We start from the raw sequence: 17,569 nt of genomic DNA on the forward strand, positions 1-17,569 counted from the left end.
CTGTCGCCCGCGCCCCGAAAGGGGCGCGGGGCGCTGACATATGCGGCTCCGCCGCGCGGGCGCGACCAGCCACGACGGCGCCGCAGCGAAACGACGGCATATCGCGGCACTTGTCAGTGGAGCGCTCAGCCCGCAGCCGGAACTTTGCACCGTACGGCCCCCTCGGAGTGGCCGCGGGGCGGCGCTGACACCAGATTGTTCCGAGTGTCCGCCAATGTCCCCACGAGAGGGTCCGTATCGTGCGCGCCAAGTCGCTGACCCTGGCCGCGGCCGGCCTTGCCCTGCTGGCCTCGACCGCCCCGTCCGCCGCCGCTCGTCCGTCCCTGGGCGCCTCCGGGCCGCCGGCCTTCCGGCAGGAGGGCTCGGTCCTCGCCGCCGACCTGCTGGCCCGGGTCCGGGACTGCACCCCCGTCTCCAACGGCCGCTACCGCACCGACGCGGGCGCAGCCGCCACGATCCCGGTCTGCGGCACCGACCAGGCGGTGTTCTGGACGGCCGACATGGACATCGACTGCGACGGCCGCCCGAGCCCGCAGTGCAACAGCGGCACCGACCCGGCGTTCTCCGCCGCCACGTCCTACACCCAGTCCGACGGCCGCTATCTGGACGCCGTGACGCTGCCCTACATCGTGGTGCCGGGGGTGAGCGCCATCTGGGACCACCGGGCGCACGGGGTGCGCGGGGGAGCGGTCGCGGCCGTCGTCTACCAGGACCGGGTGCAGTACGCGGTCGTCGGCGACACCGGCCCCACCGGCATCATCGGCGAGGCGTCGTACGCGACCGCCCAGGCGCTCGGCATCAACCCCGACCCACGCAGCGGCGGCACGCCCTCCGGCGTCACGTACATCGTCTTCAAGGACTCCCGGGTGACCCCGATCGAGAGCCACGCGTCCGCGGTGGAGGCGGGCGACCGATTGGCCCGGCTGTTCGTCCAGCGCACGGGAGCGGGCGGGGCCCCGGCCGGGAACGACACCGGGGCGGCGGCCGAGGCGCCGGACGCGGAGATCGGCGAAGGGGGCGAGGGGGACTAGGCGCTCCGCTGAGGGTGCCGCGATGTGTCGTCGTTTTGCTGCGGCGCCGTCGTGGCTGGTCGCGCCCGCGCGGCGGAGCCGCAGATGTCAGCGCCCCGCGCCCCTTCGGGGGCGCTGCCGAACCCGCCGTCCGGTCACCCGTGGGTCGTCAGACCGCCGACCAGCCGTCGTCGACCGGCAGGATCACGCCGTTGATGTTGCTCGCCGCGTCCGAGGCGAGGAAGACGATCGCGGCGGCCTGCTCCTCCGCCTCGGCCAGCCGGCCGACGTTGACGAAGTGCTTGGCGATCGTTGCCGGGCCGTGCGCCTCCTGGTCGGCCTCCACGACGATCGCGGTCTTCGTGCCGCCCGGCGCGATCGCGTTGGCGCGGATGCCCTTGCCCCGGTACATCACCGCGAGGGACTTGGTCAGTCCCACCACGCCGTGCTTCGACGCGGTGTACGCCGCGCCCGCCGCGCCGCCCCGCAGGCCCGCCTCGGACGCCGTGCTGACGATCGCGCCCTTGCCGGCGGCCAGCATGTGCGGCAGCACCGCCCGGGTGAGCAGGAACGGCGCGGTGAGGTTGACCCGGATGACCCGCTCCCACTCCGCGTCGCTCACATCCGCCAGCGCCGACATGCGGTCCATGATCCCGGCGTTGTTCACCAGCACGTCCACCCCGCCGAACCGCTCCAGGGCGGTGGCGGCCACCTCGTCCACGACGCTCTGCTCGCTGAGGTCGCCGGTGACGGCGACGGCCGAGCCGCCCGCCTCCTCGATTTCCTTGACGACGGCCTGCGCGCCCTCGGCGTTGAGGTCGGCCACCAGGACCCGCGCCCCCTCCGCGGCGAAGGCCAGGGCCGTGGCGCGCCCGATGCCCGAACCCGCTCCGGTGACGACGACGCTGCGGCCTTCCAGTCCAGTGGCCATGAGGTGCTCCTAGTGTGCTGCGAAGTGCGGGGTGGGGGGCGTCCCCGGGAGTGCTTGTCGGGCCACCCTACGACTTAATGTCTGTGAGTGACATAAAGTCGTGGTGAAGAATTCACGGCGCATGAAGTTCGGCGCGCGGAGTTCGGTGCACGAAGTTCGTGGAAGGCGACCGAGACCGGAGGACTTCGATGACCGCATCCCGCGGACGCACGGGCCGACCGCCCCTGACGGACGAGCGCAAGGCGGAGATCCGGCTGGAGATCGCCCGCGCCGCGGTGGACCTCTTCGTCGACCAGGGCGTCGCGGCCACCACCGGCGAGCAGATCGGCCAGGCGGTCGGGGTCTCCGCACGGACGGTCTGGCGCTACTTCCCGAGCAAGGAGAGCTGTGTCGGCCCGCTCCTCACGGCCGGCATCGACGCGATCGCCGCCTGTCTGCGCGAGTGGGAGCCGGGCCACCCCCTCGGGGAGGCCTTCGCCCGGCAGATCGAGACCGACCAGCGGCTCGTCGGCGGCCCCGACCCGGCCACCGTCGGCGCCCTGGTACGGCTGGCCCGCACCGAACCCGCCCTGCGCGCGGTCTGGCTCCAGACCTACGACGAGGCCGAGCCGGCCTTCGCCCGCGCCCTCGCCGACCGCGCCGGAGTGCCGGCCGGGGACTTCCGACCCGCCATCCAGGCCGCGATGTTCAACGCGGCCCTGCGCGCCGCCGTCGAGCATCACGCGTGGCGCGCCGCCGACCCCGCCGCGGACCCGGCGACGGTACGGGCCGAACTCGCGGAGGCCATCCGCGCGGCCCTCGTGGTGGCGTCGGAGGGAGTGAGCTGAGCCCGCGTCACACCTTGCGGTAGCCGTACGCCTCCCCGGCCGCCGCCTCCACCGTGTCGAGATCGGCGCCCGTCGCCGCCGTCACGACGGCGGCCACCGCGCCCTCGACGAACGGGGCGTCCACCAGACGGGCGCCGTCCGGCAGTTCGTCGCCCTCCGCGAGCAGCGCCTTCACCGTGAGGACGGCGCTGCCCAGATCCGCGAGCACCGCGACCCCGGCCCCCCGGTCCACCGAGGCGGCCGCGGCGCGGATCAGCTCGGCGCTGGTGCCCAGCCCGCCGCCCTCCGTGCCGCCCGCCGCCGCGACCGGCACCGCCGGGCCGCCGCCCGTCAGCCCCCGCGCCAGCTCGGCGACGGCCGAGGCCACGGCCGCGCTGTGCGAGACCAGCACGATCCCGACCAGCTTCCCGTCGCTCACCGCCACCTCGCTCACCTCCCGTCGCCGGCTTCGCCGAGCGCCGCGATCAGCAGCGCCGCCGAGGTCGCCCCCGGGTCCTGGTGGCCGATGCTGCGCTCGCCGAGATAGCTGGCCCGGCCCTTGCGGGCCTGCAACGGCGTCGTCGCCTCGGCGCCCCGCTCGGCGGCGGCCCGGGCGGCGCCGAAGCCGTCGGCGAGGGCGTCGACGGCCGGCACCAGCGCGTCGATCATGGTCTTGTCGCCCGGCGCGGCCCCGCCGAGCTGCATCACCGCGGCCACGCCCGTGCGCAGCGCCTCGGCGAACTGCGCCTCGTCCACCGCGTCGGCGTCCCCGAGCGCCTTCCCGGTGCGGCGCAGCAGCGTGCCGTACAGCGGCCCCGAGGCCCCGCCGACCGTCGAGATCAGGGTGCGTCCCGTGAGCACCAGCACGGCGCCCGGCGTTCCGGGCGCCTCCTTCTCCAGCGCGGCCGTCACGGCGGCGAAGCCACGCCGGAGGTTGCTGCCGTGATCGGCGTCCCCGATGGGCGAGTCGAGGGCGGTGAGCCGGTCCGCCTCACGGTCGACGGATGCCGCGGTCGCCGTCATCCAACGGCGGAAGAAGTCGGCGTCGAGCACTGGATCTCCTTGCTGGTCGGGTACGTCCGAGCGGCTGTCCCTGCGCCTGCGCCTGGGCCTGTTCCTGCTTCTGCCCCCCGCCTCACACGCCCCAGCGGAGCCCGGCGGTCTTCACCGGCGCGTCCCACAGCCGCAGCAGCTCCTCGTCGATCTGGCACAGGGACACCGAGGCGCCGGCCATGTCGAGGGACGTCACATAGTTGCCGACGAGCGTACGGGCGACGCTCACCCCGCGCTGCGCCAGCACCCGCTGCACCTCGGCGTTGAAGCCGTACAGCTCCAGCAGCGGCGTCGCGCCCATGCCGTTGACCAGCAGGAGGACGGGGTTGCGGGGCGTGAGGTCGTCCAGGATCGCCTGGACCGCGAACTCGGCGATCTCCCCGGACGTCATCATCGCCCGCCGCTCCCGCCCCGGCTCCCCGTGGATGCCGACGCCCAGCTCCAGCTCCCCGGGCGGCAGGTCGAAGGTCGGGCTGCCCTTGGCCGGCGTCGTACAGGCGCTGAGCGCCACGCCGAAGCTGCGGGAACTCGCGTTGACCTGCCGGGCGAGCGCCTCGACCCGCTCCAGCGGCCGCCCCTCCTCGGCGGCGGCCCCCGCGATCTTCTCCACGAACAGCGTGCCGCCCGTACCGCGCCGCCCGGCCGTGTAGAGGCTGTCGGTGACGGCGACGTCGTCGTCGACCAGGACCTTCGCGATCTGGATGCCCTCGTCCTCGGCCAACTCGGCCGCCATGTCGAAGTTCAGCACGTCGCCCGTGTAGTTCTTCACGACGAACAGCACCCCGGCCCCGCTGTCCACGGCCGCCGCGGCACGCAGCATCTGGTCGGGCACGGGTGACGTGAACACCTCGCCGGGACAGGCCGCGGAAAGCATCCCGGGCCCGACGAACCCCCCGTGCAACGGCTCGTGCCCGGACCCGCCGCCGGACACCAGCGCCACCTTCCCGGCCACCGGAGCGTCCCGCCGCACGATCACCCGGTTCTCGACGTCGACGATCAGCTCGGGATGAGCGGCCGCCATGCCACGCAACGCGTCGGCGACGACGGTCTCCGGAACATTGATCAACATCCGCATCGGATACCTCCTGTGAGGCTGACGGGTGGGGTGTGACGGAGTGGCAGATGGGCCCGGCGCGGGCACGGCTCGGCCTGAGACTCCCGCGCCCGGGCCAGGGGTGTAATGATCATCTGCGCGCATGCGAACGGCGACGCGAGCGGTGGTGCGGCTTCCAGCGGTGATCCTGCCGGACGGGGAAGCGTGGGGACGCTGCCTGTGGGACGGTTCACCGGAAGCACGGAGGCGTTCGTGGTGAGCGTCGTAAACACTTCGCGTCTCAATCCCAGGCTCGGGCACGGTTCGCTTGCACGCGGGCTCGCGAGTGGAGACCCCTGTCGCGGCCCGCTGAACAGAGCATCCCCGAAATCCTGGCCGGCCACCAGATGTGGGCGCGGAGAGTCGGACGGCGAACACGGCCCCGTCGCCGGGCCACCGGGTGGCGGTCCTCGGCGGCCAGGCAGCGCCGGCGAGGTGTCGCGAGTACGTCGCGGAGTACGTGCGCGAGCGTGACGCGGGCCAGTTCGCGTCTCAGGGTCTCCTCGATGCCCTCGTAGATGCCCTGCATCGCCGGCTGGATGCCGTGACCCACCACGCATTCCTGGTCCGGGGTGGTGCGGTGCATGGCGAACAGCGGGCCGGGTTCCACTGCCTCGTACACGTCGAGCAGGGTCATCGACTCCAGCTCGCGTGCCGGCGACCAGCCCGCGCCCACGCCCCGTCGGGACTCCACGAGCCCGGCCCTGCGCAGGTCGCCGAGCAGCCGTCTGATCACCACGGGGTCGGTGTTCGCGTCGGCCGCGCTCTGCTCGGAGGTGGCGACCTCATGGCCCCGGCGCCGGTAGAGACCGATCCAGGCCAGCGCGTGGGCGCCGACGTCGCCTTCACCTGCGTCCGCTCCGAGAAGCAGGCGCAGGCCGTCGTCGACGACCGAATGCCGGAGGCCGGACTGATGGAGGGCGGCATGCAACCGCCGGACGCCGAGACCCTCAAGGCCCTGCTCAGCTCGCTGTCCCTGCAACGCATCGGGCACCCCGACGAAATCGCCGCGGCGATCGCCTTCCTCGCGAGCCCCGCCGCGTCGTACGTCATGGGCGGGGGAGCCGCGACCAAGCCTCAGACCCTACGGTGATGACGAAGAGGTCGGGGGCGTCAGGGCGTGACCACCCGATAGCTCAGCATCGGCCAGGGAAGGTCGCTCTGGATCAGCGAGCCGCTGCGCCAGGTGAGGGTGCTGGTGCAGCCGGCCGTGGGGTAGAGCTCCAGGGACGCGGTGGTGGAGACGACCTGGACGGAGAGGGCCGCCTCCGACAACGTGTGACACGTGCCGAAGTCGTCCTCGTCGACCGTTGTCACCGTCCCGGTTGCGGTGGTGCCCGAGTAGAGGTATGCGCCCCACTTCAACGGAGGCCAGCCGGCGGCGTTCGCGGCCCCGGCGCTGAGGCCGATCAGAGCCGCGGCCATGGTCGCGGCAGCGGCCGCGCTACGGAGTCTCGCCTTGGGTGCGAACATGCAATCCACCGTTTCCTGCGGGTGACGACGTCGGGGAGGCGTTGTCACGGCTGATGCGAGCGATGCGGCCGACAGCAGACTGTCGCACGTTCAAGCAGGTGTCCGGGAGTGCCAATCCGGTCACACACACGCGCGTCGGCACGCCCACTGGCAGGCACAATCCGGAGCCGCTTCTCACCCAGGAGATTGCGCGGTCGATGATCTCAGCGTGAGTTGCCACAACTGCCCACCACGGCACGGCTGTTCGGCCGGACGCCGCTGGCGTCGAAGTATTCCAGCGGGTTCGCACTGCTGCCTCGGGGGCCCATGGGGACGCCTTATGGGGCATCAGGAACTGCGGGACCGGCCCGGTGCGTCCGATGCTGGGGGCGAGGACTGCAGCGCACCGAGCACTCGGCGGAGGTCGACATGGGACGTCTCGACGAACGGGTGGCGATCGTCACCGGCGCGGCCCGGGGGATCGGCGCCGCCGTGGCCCGAGCGCTGGCGGCCGAGGGCGCCGCCGTCGTGGTCGCCGACATCCTCGAACCCGAGGGGCGCGGCCTGGCGGCCGAGCTCGGCGGACGGTCCCGCTACCGGTCGCTGGACGTCACCAGCGAGGACGGCTGGCAGCGGACGGTGGCCGAGACCGAGCGGGAGCTGGGCGCCGTCTCCGTGCTGGTGAACAACGCGGGCATCGCCGCGTGGGGCTCGATGGAGGACGAGCCCCTCGCCTCGTTCCGCCGGGTGATCGACGTCAACCTCCAGGGCCCGTGGCTCGGCATGCGCGCCGTGGCGCCCTCGCTGCGCCGGGCCGGGGGAGGGGTGATCGTGAACATCTCCTCCCTGGCGGGACTGACCTCGTACGCCGGCATCGGATCGTATGCGGCGAGCAAGTGGGGGCTGCGCGGGCTGACGAAGACCGCCGCGCTGGAACTGGCCCCCGACGGGGTCCGCGTCTGCTCCGTCCACCCCGGCGCGATCCGCACCGGCATGACGGCCGGCTTCGGCGACGCGTACACCGCGGGTCAGCCGCTGCCCCGGTTCGGCGAGCCCGAAGAGGTCGCCCGCATGGTGCTCTTCATCGTCGCCGACGCCACCTACTCCACGGGCGTCGAGTTCGTCCTGGACGGCGGCGTCCTCGCCGGCCAGCCCGCCGTCCTCACCTCCGGCGACCCGGACGCGGCCCCTGACCCGGGTCCGGCCCCGGAGTGATCGATCGCGGGCCGGGGTACTCGGGGGCGTGGCGGGTCCGCTCGGGAGCCGTCGCGTCCGGGCCGGAGGTGAGCGGGCATGGAGCAGGGTGACGGCGGGAACGTCATCGACGAGCTGGTGACCGATCATCGCGAGGTCGAGGAGCTCTTCGGCCGGATCGAGGCGCTGCCGCCCGGCGCCGAGGACCGCAGACGGTACGCGGACCGGGCCACCATGGAACTCGTCCGGCAGGCGTTGGCCGAGGAGGAGTACCTCCACCCGTCCGTGCGCCGGCGGGTCCCCGGCGGCGACGTCCTGGCCGACGACGAACTCGACCACCACGCACGGGCCGAGCGGATCATGAAGGACCTGGAGGGCCGAGCGGCGGACGACCCCGAGTTCGACCGGCTCGTCACCCTGCTGATGCGCGAGATCCGCAGCCACCTGGCCGACCAGGAGCGGAACCTGTTCCCCAGGCTGCGCGCGGCGTGCCCGACGGTGATCCTCGACGGGCTGGGCGACAAGGTCCGCAAGGCCAGGGAGACCGCCCCGACGCGTCCGCGACCGTCCGCCGCGGACGAACCTCCGGCCGACAGGACGCTCGCCCCGGGCGTCGGGCTGGTCGATCGCCTGCGCGACGCGATGACGAGCCCCGGCAAGCCGTACTGAGCCGTAGTGAAGTGAAGGGAACCCTGCGCCCCGCGCACCCCCTGCACCCCCTGCACCCTCTGTGATACTGACGCGGTGCCGCCGACACCGCCGCCGCAGGCCGCCCTGGTTCCCCCGCATCCCATAACGCCCGACGCGCCGGACGCGATCGCGCGCCCGCTGCTCACCCAGTCCTGGCTCGACCTCGCCTTCCTCCACTGGGCCGTGGATCCGGCCGACGTGGCCGGTCTGCTGCCGCCCGGAACCGTCCCCGACACCCTGAACGGTGTGACCTACGTCGGTCTCGTGGCGTTCCGGATGCACCGCGTCGGATGGTTCCGCCTCCCGGGCGTCCCCTACCTGGGGTCATTCCCGGAGACCAACGTCCGGCTCTACTCGGTGGATGCGCACGGGCGGCGCGGTGTGGTCTTCCGTTCGCTCGACGCCTCCCGGCTGCTGCCGGTGGCGGTGGCGCGGATCGGCTTCCGGATGCCCTACGTGTGGTCCCGCATGGCGATCGACGTCGACGGCGACACCGTCACCTATACCGGTCGCCGCCGCTGGCCCGGCCCGCGCGGGGCGCGCAGCCGGCTGACCGTGCGGGTCGGCGAACGGATCGTGGAACCGACGGAGTCGGAGCACTTCCTGACCGCGCGCTGGGGGATGCACGGCACGTTCTTCGGCCGGTCCACGTTCCTGCGCAACGCGCACCCGCGCTGGCCGCTGCACCGGGCGGAGCTCGTGGAGTGCGAGGAGGACCTGGTCACCGCGGCGGGCCTGCCGGCGCCCGTGGGGGAGCCGGTGAGCGTCCTGTACTCGCCGGGCGTCCCGGCCCGTTTCGACCGCCCCGCCCGTCCGACCGGCCCGGCGGGCATCCCGACCCCCTGAGCCCCGCCCTTCAACCCTCGGACTTCAGACGAACGTCACCGACACCGAGCCCAGGCCGCTGAACCGTGCCTCGACCCGCGAGCCCGCGGTGACGAACGGGGCGCCCGTCATGGTGCCGGGCAGGACCAGATGGCCGGGCTCCAGCCCGGTGCCGAAGGCGGCGAGGGCGCCGGCCAGCCACGCGACGGCGGCGGCCGGGTGCCCCAGCACCTCCTTGCCGGTTCCCACCGCCACGCTCAGGTCGTCGATCAGCAGCTCGGCGGTCACCGCCGCGAGGTCGGGCGCCTCGCCCAGCGGTGTCCAGGGGCCGCAGACCAGTCCGGCCGAACTGGCGTTGTCGGCGACCGTGTCGACCAGGGTGATCCGCCAGTCGCGGATGCGGCTGTCGACGATCTCCAGCGCGGGCGCGACCGCCTCGGTGGCGTCGAGGACGTCCTCGACGGTGACCCCGGGGCCGCGCAGCGGACGGGCGAGGCGGAAACAGATCTCCGGTTCGATGCGCGGCCGGCAGTAGTGCGCGGCGAGGAGGGGCGCGCCGTCGGGATGGACCATGTCGTCCAGCAGATGGCCGAAGTCGGGTTCGTCGACCCCGAGGAGCTCCTGCATCGCGACGGCCGTCAGCCCGACCTTGTGGCCGACGACCGTCGCGCCGTCGGCCAGTCGGCGGGCGATGTTCTCCTGCTGGACGGCGTAGGCGTCGGCCGCGTCCAGGCCGGGCAGCAGGGCCGACAGCGGCTCGATCGGCGCGACATGGTGCTCGGCGTCGCGCAGCAGCCGGGCGGCCCGGGCGCGCTGTGCGGACGTCAGCGTCACGCCTTCGCTCCCGTCCCGGCTCCCGAACCGGCTCGCGAACCGGCTTCCGTGCCCGCTCCCGCCCCCGCCGCCGTCATGCGGACCGCCGCCTCGTAGACCAGCCGAGCGTGCAGCTCGAACATCGCCACGAGATCGACCGCGTCGCCGTTGATCTCCCGCTGCACGAAGAGTCCGTCGGCGCCGGCCACCGTGTAGGTGGTGAGGGTGTGCACGGCCGTCTCGTCGAGGGCCGGGAGGAGGGTCCGGATCACCTCGCCGATCCGCTGGGCGGCGACGGCACGGACCTGGAGGTAGACCGTCCGGCCCCGGGTCTCGGTGGGCCGTCGCTCCAGGGCGAGCATCAGTCCGAGCCGCAGGAAGTCGGGCGCGTCGACCAGGGACTTCGCCAGGTTCCCCGCCATGGCGGTGACCCGCTCCAGCGGGGTCCCCGACTCCTCTCCCGGCAGTTCGACCGCCACCAGCCAGGTCTCGAAGCTGCGCTCGATGACCGCGGCGATCAGGTCGTCCTTGTCCTTGAAGTGCCAGTAGATCGAGCTCGCGGGCAGCCCGCACTTGGCGCTGACGGCGGCGATGGACGTGCCCTCGTAGCCGCGCTCGCCCGCGATCTCGACGGTGGCGTCGAGGATGCGCTGCCGTGACTCCACCCCGTTCGCGCGCTTCTTGCGCGTCGACTGCGTCGACTGCGCACCGGTCATCGCGTCTGCCCCCTTCGCCGTTCTCTGCACCCCGACCCGCTGTAGCGGGCGTTCCAATTGTAACGAACGCTATGGCGAGGCGGTCTCGGCGACGAGGTCCAGCGCGATGTCGGTGATCATGTCCTCCTGGCCGCCGACCATGCCCCGGCGCCCGGCCTCGACCAGGATGGAGCGCGTGTCCAGGCCGTAGCGGGCGGCGGCGGTCTCCGCGTGGCGCAGGAAGCTGGAGTACACCCCCGCGTATCCGAGGCTGAGCGTCTCGCGGTCCACGCGGACCTCACGGTCCTGGAGCGGTCGGACGAGGTCGTCGGCGGCGTCCATGAGCGGGAAGAGATCGCAGGCGTGCTCCCAGCCCATGAGGTCGGCGACCGCGACGAACGCCTCCAGCGGGCAGTTGCCCGCCCCCGCGCCCTGGCCCGCGAGGGACGCGTCCACCCGGATCGCCCCGTTCTCGACGGCGACGACCGTGTTGGCCACTCCCAGGGCGAGATTGTGGTGGGCGTGGATGCCGAGCTCGGTGGCCGGGTCGAGGACGTCCCGGTAGGCGCGGAAGCGGTCGCGGACGCCGTCCATGGTGAGCCGGCCGCCCGAGTCGGTGACATAGACGCAGGCCGCGCCGTAGGACTCCATCAGCTTGGCCTGCCGGGCGAGTTCGGCGGGCTCGGCCATGTGCGACATCATCAGGAAGCCAGCGACGTCCATGCCCAGCTCGCGGGCGGCGGCGATGTGCTGGGCGGAGATGTCGGCCTCGGTGCAGTGCGTGGCGACGCGCACCGAGCGCACGCCCAGCGCGTGCGCCTGCTTGAGGTCGTGGACGGTTCCGATGCCGGGCAGCAGCAGCGTGGTGGGGATCGCCTGCCGTACGACGTCGGTGACGGCCTCGATCCACTCCCAGTCGGTGTGGGCGCCCACGCCGTAGTTGATGCTGGAGCCGGCGAGTCCGTCGCCGTGCGCGATCTCGACGGCCGCCACCCCGGCGGCGTCGAGGGCGGCGGCGATGGCACGGGCCTGGTCGACGGTGTAGCGGTGCCGAACGGCGTGCATGCCGTCCCGCAGGGTCACGTCCTGGACGTAGAGGCGAGTCATCGCGAGGCCACCTCCATGGCACGGTAGGCGGCCATGCGCTCCGCGGTGCGCAGCGCGGCCGAGGTCATGATGTCGAGGTTGCCGGCGTAGGCCGGGAGGTAGTGGGCGGCCCCCTCGACCTCCAGGAAGACGGACACCTTGAGGGCGTCGCCCGCGCCGGGAGCGAGGGTGCGCAGCGGGTCGTCGGCGCCCACCCGGTCGAACTGCACCTGCTGCTTGAGCCGGTAGCCCGGCACATACGCCTGCACGCGCCCGACCATCTCCTCGATCGACGCCGTGACGGCCTCGGTGGCGCAGTCGGAGACCAGGCAGTGCACGGTGTCCCGCATGATCAGCGGGGGTTCGGCCGGGTTGAGGACGATGATCGCCTTGCCGCGGGCCGCGCCGCCCACCCGTTCGATGGCGGAGGACGTGGTCTCGGTGAACTCGTCGATGTTCGCCCGGGTGCCCGGGCCGGCCGAGCGGGAGGCGATGGAGGCGACGATCTCGCCGTAGTGCACGGGCGTGACGGCGGCGACCGCGGCGACGATCGGGATGGTGGCCTGGCCGCCGCAGGTGACCATGTTGACGTTCGGGGCGTCCAGATGGGCGTCCCCGTTGACCGGCGGCACGACGTAGGGGCCGAGGGCCGCCGGGGTGAGGTCGACGAGGGTGCGGCCCAGCGGCCGCAGCACGTCCTCGTGGCGGCGGTGGGCGCCGGCCGAGGTGGCGTCGAAGACGATCTCGACGTCCGCGAACTCGTCCAGCGCGACGAGTCCTTCGACGCCCTCGTGGGTGGTGGCGACCTTGAGACGGCGGGCGCGGGCCAGGCCGTCCGAGTCCGGGTCGATGCCCGCCATCGCGGCGATCTCCAGGCTCTCCGACAGCCGCAGGATCTTGATCATCAGATCGGTGCCGATGTTGCCGGAGCCGATGACGGCGACTTTGGCGCTCACGCCCGGCCTCCTTCCGATTCCGTTTCCGATTCCGTGGGGAACGCGACGCGGACGGAGCCCAGGCCCGAGATACGGGCCTCGAAGGCATCGCCCGGGGCGGCGGGGACCATCGGGCCGAGGGCGCCGGTCAGCACGAGGTCGCCCGCGCGCAGCGGGTCGCCCCGCTCGGCGAGGGCCGCGGCCAGCCAGACGGCGGCGTTGAGCGGACCGCCGAGGCAGTCGGCGCCGGTGCCCTGGGAGACCGTCTCGCCGGCCCGGGTCATGGTCATCGTGACGGCCCGCAGATCCACGGCGGTGAGCGGGACCGGCGTGCCGCCGAGGACGTACAGACCGCAGGAGGCGTTGTCGGCGACGGTGTCGACGAGGGAGATGTCCCATCCCCGCACCCGGCTGTCGACGATCTCCAGCGCGGGCAGCGCGAAGTCGACCGCCCGCAGCACGTCGACGACCGTGCACTCGCGATGCGGCAGATCGCGCCCCAGCACGAGCGCGACCTCGGCCTCCACCTTGGGCTGGAGCAGCCGCCCGGCGGTCGCCTCGCCGCCGTCGGGCACGGCCATGTCTGCGAACAGTGCGCCGAAGTCGGGCTGGTCCACGCCGAGTTGGGCCTGCACGGCCCGCGAGGTCAGGCCGATCTTGCGGCCGACGATCCGGCGTCCGGCGTCCAGACCGCGCCGCACGTTGAGCTGCTGCACGGCGTAGGCGGCCTCGACGTCGCCGTCGTCGAGCAGCGTCCGCACGGGCGGGCAGGTCGCTCCGGTGCGGGTGGCCTCCGCCAGCAGGTCGGCGGCCTTGAGCACGGCCGGTGGAACGGTGTCCGGACGGACACCGTCGAGCACGGTCGACACGGGATACCTCCAGGGAGGGGGGGAAGGGAGCGGGGAGGGAGGAGCGGGCGGGTCGACTCCGATATAGACAGGGCCGCGTCGAAGGGACAAGCTTTGTTCCGTGACACGGAACAATCAGGGTGCCAGCATGCTGGAGAAGGCTGCGCTGATCCTGGAGACCTTCAGTCCGAGCGGCAGACCGTACCGTCTGTCGGAACTTTCGGAGCGCACCGGCCTGCCCAAGCCGACCGTGCACCGGCTGGCCGCGGACCTGGTACGGCTCGGCTGGCTGGAACGCTCCGGCCCGCAGTACCGGCTCGGCGCGAAGCTGTTCGAGCTCGGCTCGCTCGTTCCGCACCGGCTGGACCTGCGCGAGACGGCCCTGCCGTTCCTCCAGGACCTGTTCGAGGCGACGCGCGAGACGGTGCACCTAGGCGTCCGCGAGGGCATGGACGTGGTCTACCTCGAACGCATCCACGGCCACGAGGCGCTCCAGCTGCCCTCACGCATCGGCGGCAGCCTGCCGCTGACCTGCACCGGCGTCGGCAAGGCCCTGCTCGCCTTCTCCGGCGCGGAGCTCACCGAGGAGGTGCTGTCCCGGCCGCTGCCGAGCCTGACGCCGTACTCGATCACCGACCCCGGGCGGCTGCGCATGGCCCTGGAGAAGATCCAGGTCTCCGGCCTCGCCTACGAGGAGCAGGAGGCCGCCCTCGGGGTGAGCTGCATCGCGGCCCCCGTCTTCGCCGGCGGCGCGTCGGTGGCGGCGCTCTCGGTGGCAGTGCCCCGCTCCCGCTTCAGCCCGGCCCAACTGGCCCCCGCGGTCCGCACAGCAGCCCTGGGCCTGTCCCGAGTCCTACGAACCAGCTCCTGACGGGCCCGGCCGCAGCTCTGCCCCCCGGTCCTGGACCGCCCGGCGGCTGTCTACTGGCTCGGGGCGTCCAGGCCCGGCGTGGTGTTCGGGGCGGGGTTGAACAGGGGGTGGTAGCTCTCCGGGGGTGCGAGGTAGGCGGCGGTCGGGAGTCCGCCGGCGTCGATGACGATCTGGTCCACGGCGATCGCCGGGTCGACCATGAAGATCCGCAGCACATGCTCGCCGGGAGCGGTGACGGTGACGGTCGTCGTCAGCTTCTCGACGCCCTCCTCCACATTGCGTGCCCAGGCGTCCCCGCGGTTGCCGGTGGCGACGGCCTGTCCTGACAGGACGGCGGGCGGCTGGTCGTCCAGGGCGACGGCGAGCCGCCGCGCGCCGCGCTCGTCGAGCGAAGGGAGCCGGAAGACGGTGACGGGGAACGTCCCGGTGCTGCTGAAGCGCACCCGGTATCTCAACTCCGGTGCGTGGGCCGCGAATTCGGCGGTGACCGGGACGGCCGTCGACGGCACCGCCTCGACCGCGGCACCGCGACGGCCCAGCCCGTGCACGGTCCGCCAGCGGGCCCCGCCGCGCGCAACCCGGCGCTCGGTGTGCACGGCGTCGATCGAGACCCAGCCGTTCGCCTCGACGAACCCACGGGCCCGCCGCCGCACCCGCTCCCCGTCGGCGACCACCTTCACCGGCACCTCGAAACGCTGCGCGCCGCTCGTGACCGCGACCGTGACCTCGTGCGCGCCCTCGGGAACCCGCTCCCAGTCGATCTCGACCCACACCCGGGTCTGCTCGGTCAGCGTCCCACCCGCCGAACTCAGCCGGATCCACGGCCGGTTCGCCTCCGCGACCCAGGCGACCGCGAGGAACCCGGTGTTGAAGACGTCGACGAAACGCCGGTCCCGGGTGACGGACGAGAAGGACAGCGGCCGCTGCGCCCCGGTCTCGTTCCCCTCCGCGACGACCCCCAGCCCCGACGTCTCCTGCCGGGCCACCCGGGTGACGGCCGGACGCCCCGGCGCCTTCGGGATCTGCGAGGGGTACGGGTTGATGCAGCCGTCCCATTTCCCGCTCGCCACCTCGGTGTTGTACCGCTTGGTGAGCGCGACCTCCGCTGCGTGCGCTGCCTCGGCCAGGTCCGCGAAGCGGTTGGTTCCCGCGCCACGCCCCTGACGCACCGCGAGGGCGTTGCGATCCGCCCAGTAGTACTTGAGGTTCATCAAGTACGCACCGTGCACGGGGTATTGGAGGAGTTCGAAGTACGCGTCCTGGTAGACGGACGGGAGTTCGCCGCCCAGCGCCACCGTGCGCTGCAGCAGCCGCTCGTACGCGGCCAGCCGGCGGCCCGCCTCGTCCCCGTGGTGGATCACGGAGAACATGTTCCGGTCGATGAACTCCGGTCGCCGCTCCGCCGCGAGCCGGTAGTACTCGGTGCGCAGCGCGGCGATCTCCCGGGCGTGCCGGAGTCCGAACTGCCGCCCGTACCACTCCCCGAGGAAGCCCTCGACGCCTCCGCCGCCGACTGCTTCCGCATCCCACCGGTCCACGTCCCAGGCCATGTCCATCGAGAACGACAGACCGGTCTCGATCGACTTGAGGTCACCGACGTTGAAGATCCACATCCGGTCGACCCCGTGCTCGTACACCCGGCGCAACTCCTGCCACACCTTGGCGAGTTGGGTGGTGTCCAGCCACAGATAGCTGCGCGGACGGCCCCAGTAGGAGAGGTGGTAGTAGATCCCGTTGCCGCCCGGCCGCACGCGCTCCGACGCGTCCGGCAGCTGGCGCATGTTGCCGTGGTTGTCGTCCGGCCAGATCAGCGTCACGTCCTCGGGGACCCGCACGCCCGCGTTGTAGAGGTCCAGGACCTCCTTGTACGGGATGAAGATCTGCGGCTCGGCCGCCGCCCCGACCTCCTCGGCCAGGATCCGGCGCTGGTCGGCGATGATGTCGTTCATCACCGCCACTTTCTCCGGGATCGTGGTCGCGTGCTCGGTCTCCAGCGCGGTGTCGTGCAGGCCGCGCATCCCGATCGTCCAACTGCTCTCGTAGGCCGCGTTCTCCCGGGCCCGCGCTCTCCAGTAGTCGGAGATGACGGCCGGGTTCACGGTGTAGTCGTAGACCGGCAGGGCGCCGTCCGCGCCCCGGTGCTCCTCGGCCCACGGCTCCCACTCGTGGACCCCGTTGCGCAGCAGGGCCTCCGGGTGGCTGGAGCCGACGACGATGCCGTAGCGGTCGGCGAGTTCGGGGTTCTCGCGGTACTTGTTGAAGAAGTCGGAGTACGGATGCATGGCCGGCCACAGGTAGTTGGCCTTCAGCCGGAGCAGCAGCTCGAAGAGGCGCCGGTAGGTCTCCGGGCCGATGTTCTTGTCCGTCTCCTGGGTGCGGTGCGACCAAGTGGTCAGGTTCTGCTCGTCGTTGATGAAGATCCCGCGGTAACGGACGGCCGGTTCCAGCCGCTTGAGGGGGCCCGCGGGCACGGTGACGGTGGCCCGCCGCTCGACGGGCACGTCGGCCCACCAGTACCAGGGCGAGACGCCGATGCGCTCCGAGGTGTCGTAGATCCCGTAGACCGTGCCGCGCCGGTCGCTGCCCGCGATCACCAGCGCCCGGTCCACCCCGGGGACCGGACGCTCCACCACCTGGGTCACCGAGGCCTCCCAGCGGCCCTTGACCCGTCTGACGTCCAGCCGTCCCTGGGTGACGAGCCGGTCGATGACCGGGCTCGCGCCGAGCGTGCCGGCCAGGACCAGTCCGGCGGCCCGCTCCGGCAGGCTGTGCCGCACTGCCGGCAGCGCTCCGCAGACCCGCTCCACGTCCGCCCGCAGGTCGTCCGCAGCGCGGAGCACGGCGGGGTCGTCGGCCGCGTCCACGAACACCTCGACCGGGACCCCGTCCGTGACCAGCTCGAATTCGGGCAGCCTGGAAGCCGAGGCGGCACGGGCGGTCGCCCCTCCCACCGCGGGCAGCAGCGGGACCAGCCCGACGGCGGTCGCGCCCCGCAGAAACGCCTTCCGGCTCCACGGCGGTCGGAGATCCTGCAAGTCCTGCACGTTCAGCAAGTCTTGCGGGTTCCTCGGGTTCCTCGGGTTCCGCGGGTCCTGAGGGTCCTGAGGGTCCTGAGGGTCCTGAGGGTCCTGAGGTGCGGTGTGCGGCATCGACGCTCCTGGACTGGGCCGTGACCGGCGGTGGCATGACCATGCTAGAAAGCGCTTTCCCTCGCGCCCTAGGTCACCCCCGGCCGTGACGTCCATAACCGTGTCGGCGGACGGGTTG

General features: G+C 72.7%; 18 protein-coding genes and 1 pseudogene. 7 read left to right on the forward strand and 12 right to left on the reverse strand.

Annotated features, from left to right (window positions below; all coding sequences use genetic code 11):
- Positions 1-239 precede the first annotated feature (239 nt).
- The gene (locus ACWCPF_RS42205; protein WP_451050453.1) at positions 240-1,031 is read left to right on the forward strand and encodes a glycoside hydrolase family 75 protein; all 792 of its coding nucleotides are present in this window, start codon (positions 240-242) and stop codon (positions 1,029-1,031) included.
- A 148-nt stretch (positions 1,032-1,179) separates the two neighbouring features.
- Here ACWCPF_RS42205 and ACWCPF_RS42210 read toward each other — a convergent pair whose 3' ends face one another.
- On the reverse strand, positions 1,180-1,941 hold the full coding sequence (locus ACWCPF_RS42210; protein WP_451050454.1) for an SDR family NAD(P)-dependent oxidoreductase: 762 nt from the start codon (positions 1,939-1,941) through the stop codon (positions 1,180-1,182).
- Positions 1,942-2,129: 188 nt separating this feature from the next.
- On the opposite strand from ACWCPF_RS42210, the gene ACWCPF_RS42215 reads away from it, so the two are divergent.
- Positions 2,130-2,768: a TetR/AcrR family transcriptional regulator gene (locus tag ACWCPF_RS42215; protein ID WP_451050455.1), complete on the forward strand. Its 639-nt coding sequence runs from the start codon at positions 2,130-2,132 to the stop codon at positions 2,766-2,768.
- Positions 2,769-2,775: 7 nt separating this feature from the next.
- Here the strand turns inward: ACWCPF_RS42215 and ACWCPF_RS42220 are convergent, their stop codons facing one another.
- From ACWCPF_RS42220 to ACWCPF_RS42235, 4 genes and pseudogenes are all read right to left on the reverse strand, one after another.
- On the reverse strand, positions 2,776-3,186 hold the full coding sequence (locus ACWCPF_RS42220) for a PTS sugar transporter subunit IIA domain-containing protein (RefSeq protein WP_451050456.1): 411 nt from the start codon (positions 3,184-3,186) through the stop codon (positions 2,776-2,778).
- Between the two features lie 11 nt (positions 3,187-3,197).
- Positions 3,198-3,800 (reverse strand): dihydroxyacetone kinase subunit DhaL, encoded by a 603-nt coding sequence (dhaL, locus tag ACWCPF_RS42225; protein WP_451050457.1) that lies wholly within the window; start codon positions 3,798-3,800, stop codon positions 3,198-3,200.
- 82 nt (positions 3,801-3,882) lie between these two features.
- Positions 3,883-4,875, reverse strand: coding sequence for a dihydroxyacetone kinase subunit DhaK (gene dhaK, locus ACWCPF_RS42230; RefSeq protein WP_451050458.1), 993 nt, complete (start codon positions 4,873-4,875; stop codon positions 3,883-3,885).
- 448 nt (positions 4,876-5,323) lie between these two features.
- Positions 5,324-5,764 (reverse strand): annotated as a pseudogene (locus tag ACWCPF_RS42235) (Rrf2 family transcriptional regulator); the annotation flags it as partial.
- Positions 5,765-5,818: 54 nt separating this feature from the next.
- Between ACWCPF_RS42235 and ACWCPF_RS42240 the strand changes: the two are divergent.
- Positions 5,819-5,986, forward strand: a complete 168-nt coding sequence (locus ACWCPF_RS42240; protein WP_451050459.1) for an SDR family oxidoreductase — start codon at positions 5,819-5,821, stop codon at positions 5,984-5,986.
- Positions 5,987-6,006: 20 nt separating this feature from the next.
- Here ACWCPF_RS42240 and ACWCPF_RS42245 read toward each other — a convergent pair whose 3' ends face one another.
- Positions 6,007-6,366, reverse strand: coding sequence for a hypothetical protein (locus tag ACWCPF_RS42245; protein WP_451050460.1), 360 nt, complete (start codon positions 6,364-6,366; stop codon positions 6,007-6,009).
- 408 nt (positions 6,367-6,774) lie between these two features.
- Here ACWCPF_RS42245 and ACWCPF_RS42250 point away from each other — a divergent pair, with 408 nt between their 5' ends.
- From ACWCPF_RS42250 to ACWCPF_RS42260, 3 genes are all read left to right on the forward strand, one after another.
- Positions 6,775-7,560, forward strand: a complete 786-nt coding sequence (locus ACWCPF_RS42250) for an SDR family oxidoreductase (protein WP_451050461.1) — start codon at positions 6,775-6,777, stop codon at positions 7,558-7,560.
- 78 nt (positions 7,561-7,638) lie between these two features.
- Positions 7,639-8,208 (forward strand): hemerythrin domain-containing protein, encoded by a 570-nt coding sequence (locus tag ACWCPF_RS42255; protein ID WP_451050462.1) that lies wholly within the window; start codon positions 7,639-7,641, stop codon positions 8,206-8,208.
- 75 nt (positions 8,209-8,283) lie between these two features.
- Positions 8,284-9,075 (forward strand): YqjF family protein, encoded by a 792-nt coding sequence (locus ACWCPF_RS42260; protein ID WP_451050463.1) that lies wholly within the window; start codon positions 8,284-8,286, stop codon positions 9,073-9,075.
- A 24-nt stretch (positions 9,076-9,099) separates the two neighbouring features.
- Here ACWCPF_RS42260 and ACWCPF_RS42265 read toward each other — a convergent pair whose 3' ends face one another.
- The 5 genes from ACWCPF_RS42265 to mhpD all read right to left on the reverse strand — a co-directional run bounded on the left by ACWCPF_RS42265 (position 9,100) and on the right by mhpD (position 13,452).
- Positions 9,100-9,888 carry a 2-keto-4-pentenoate hydratase gene (locus ACWCPF_RS42265; RefSeq protein WP_451050464.1) on the reverse strand — a complete coding sequence of 263 codons (789 nt, stop codon included), beginning with the start codon at positions 9,886-9,888 and terminating at the stop codon, positions 9,100-9,102.
- Positions 9,885-10,583 carry a TetR/AcrR family transcriptional regulator gene (locus tag ACWCPF_RS42270; protein WP_451050465.1) on the reverse strand — a complete coding sequence of 233 codons (699 nt, stop codon included), beginning with the start codon at positions 10,581-10,583 and terminating at the stop codon, positions 9,885-9,887. The genes ACWCPF_RS42265 and ACWCPF_RS42270 overlap by 4 nt, the downstream gene beginning before the upstream one ends.
- A gap of 69 nt (positions 10,584-10,652) precedes the next feature.
- Positions 10,653-11,669 (reverse strand): 4-hydroxy-2-oxovalerate aldolase, encoded by a 1,017-nt coding sequence (gene dmpG / locus ACWCPF_RS42275; protein ID WP_451050466.1) that lies wholly within the window; start codon positions 11,667-11,669, stop codon positions 10,653-10,655.
- Positions 11,666-12,604 (reverse strand): acetaldehyde dehydrogenase (acetylating), encoded by a 939-nt coding sequence (locus ACWCPF_RS42280; RefSeq protein WP_451050467.1) that lies wholly within the window; start codon positions 12,602-12,604, stop codon positions 11,666-11,668. The genes dmpG and ACWCPF_RS42280 overlap by 4 nt, the downstream gene beginning before the upstream one ends.
- Positions 12,601-13,452 carry a 2-keto-4-pentenoate hydratase gene (mhpD, locus tag ACWCPF_RS42285; RefSeq protein WP_451050468.1) on the reverse strand — a complete coding sequence of 284 codons (852 nt, stop codon included), beginning with the start codon at positions 13,450-13,452 and terminating at the stop codon, positions 12,601-12,603. The genes ACWCPF_RS42280 and mhpD overlap by 4 nt, the downstream gene beginning before the upstream one ends.
- A 127-nt stretch (positions 13,453-13,579) precedes the next feature.
- On the opposite strand from mhpD, the gene ACWCPF_RS42290 reads away from it, so the two are divergent.
- The gene (locus ACWCPF_RS42290; protein ID WP_451050469.1) at positions 13,580-14,302 is read left to right on the forward strand and encodes an IclR family transcriptional regulator; all 723 of its coding nucleotides are present in this window, start codon (positions 13,580-13,582) and stop codon (positions 14,300-14,302) included.
- Between the two features lie 50 nt (positions 14,303-14,352).
- On the opposite strand, the gene ACWCPF_RS42295 is transcribed toward ACWCPF_RS42290, so the two are convergent.
- Positions 14,353-17,337 carry a glycosyl hydrolase 115 family protein gene (locus ACWCPF_RS42295; RefSeq protein ID WP_451050470.1) on the reverse strand — a complete coding sequence of 995 codons (2,985 nt, stop codon included), beginning with the start codon at positions 17,335-17,337 and terminating at the stop codon, positions 14,353-14,355.
- Positions 17,338-17,569 lie beyond the last annotated feature (232 nt).

This window comes from Streptomyces sp. NPDC001858 (assembly GCF_053594615.1).

Excerpts from the sequence above, each read along its gene's own strand:
- ACWCPF_RS42210 (WP_451050454.1), bottom strand. The coding sequence starts at position 1,941 with ATGGCCACTGGACTGGAAGGCCGCAGCGTCGTCGTCACCGGAGCGGGT.
- ACWCPF_RS42215 (WP_451050455.1), top strand. The coding sequence starts at position 2,130 with ATGACCGCATCCCGCGGACGCACGGGCCGACCGCCCCTGACGGACGAG.
- dhaK (WP_451050458.1), bottom strand. The coding sequence starts at position 4,875 with ATGCGGATGTTGATCAATGTTCCGGAGACCGTCGTCGCCGACGCGTTG.
- ACWCPF_RS42240 (WP_451050459.1), top strand. The coding sequence starts at position 5,819 with ATGCAACCGCCGGACGCCGAGACCCTCAAGGCCCTGCTCAGCTCGCTG.
- ACWCPF_RS42245 (WP_451050460.1), bottom strand. The coding sequence starts at position 6,366 with ATGTTCGCACCCAAGGCGAGACTCCGTAGCGCGGCCGCTGCCGCGACC.
- ACWCPF_RS42250 (WP_451050461.1), top strand. The coding sequence starts at position 6,775 with ATGGGACGTCTCGACGAACGGGTGGCGATCGTCACCGGCGCGGCCCGG.
- ACWCPF_RS42255 (WP_451050462.1), top strand. The coding sequence starts at position 7,639 with ATGGAGCAGGGTGACGGCGGGAACGTCATCGACGAGCTGGTGACCGAT.
- ACWCPF_RS42270 (WP_451050465.1), bottom strand. The coding sequence starts at position 10,583 with ATGACCGGTGCGCAGTCGACGCAGTCGACGCGCAAGAAGCGCGCGAAC.
- dmpG (WP_451050466.1), bottom strand. The coding sequence starts at position 11,669 with ATGACTCGCCTCTACGTCCAGGACGTGACCCTGCGGGACGGCATGCAC.
- ACWCPF_RS42290 (WP_451050469.1), top strand. The coding sequence starts at position 13,580 with ATGCTGGAGAAGGCTGCGCTGATCCTGGAGACCTTCAGTCCGAGCGGC.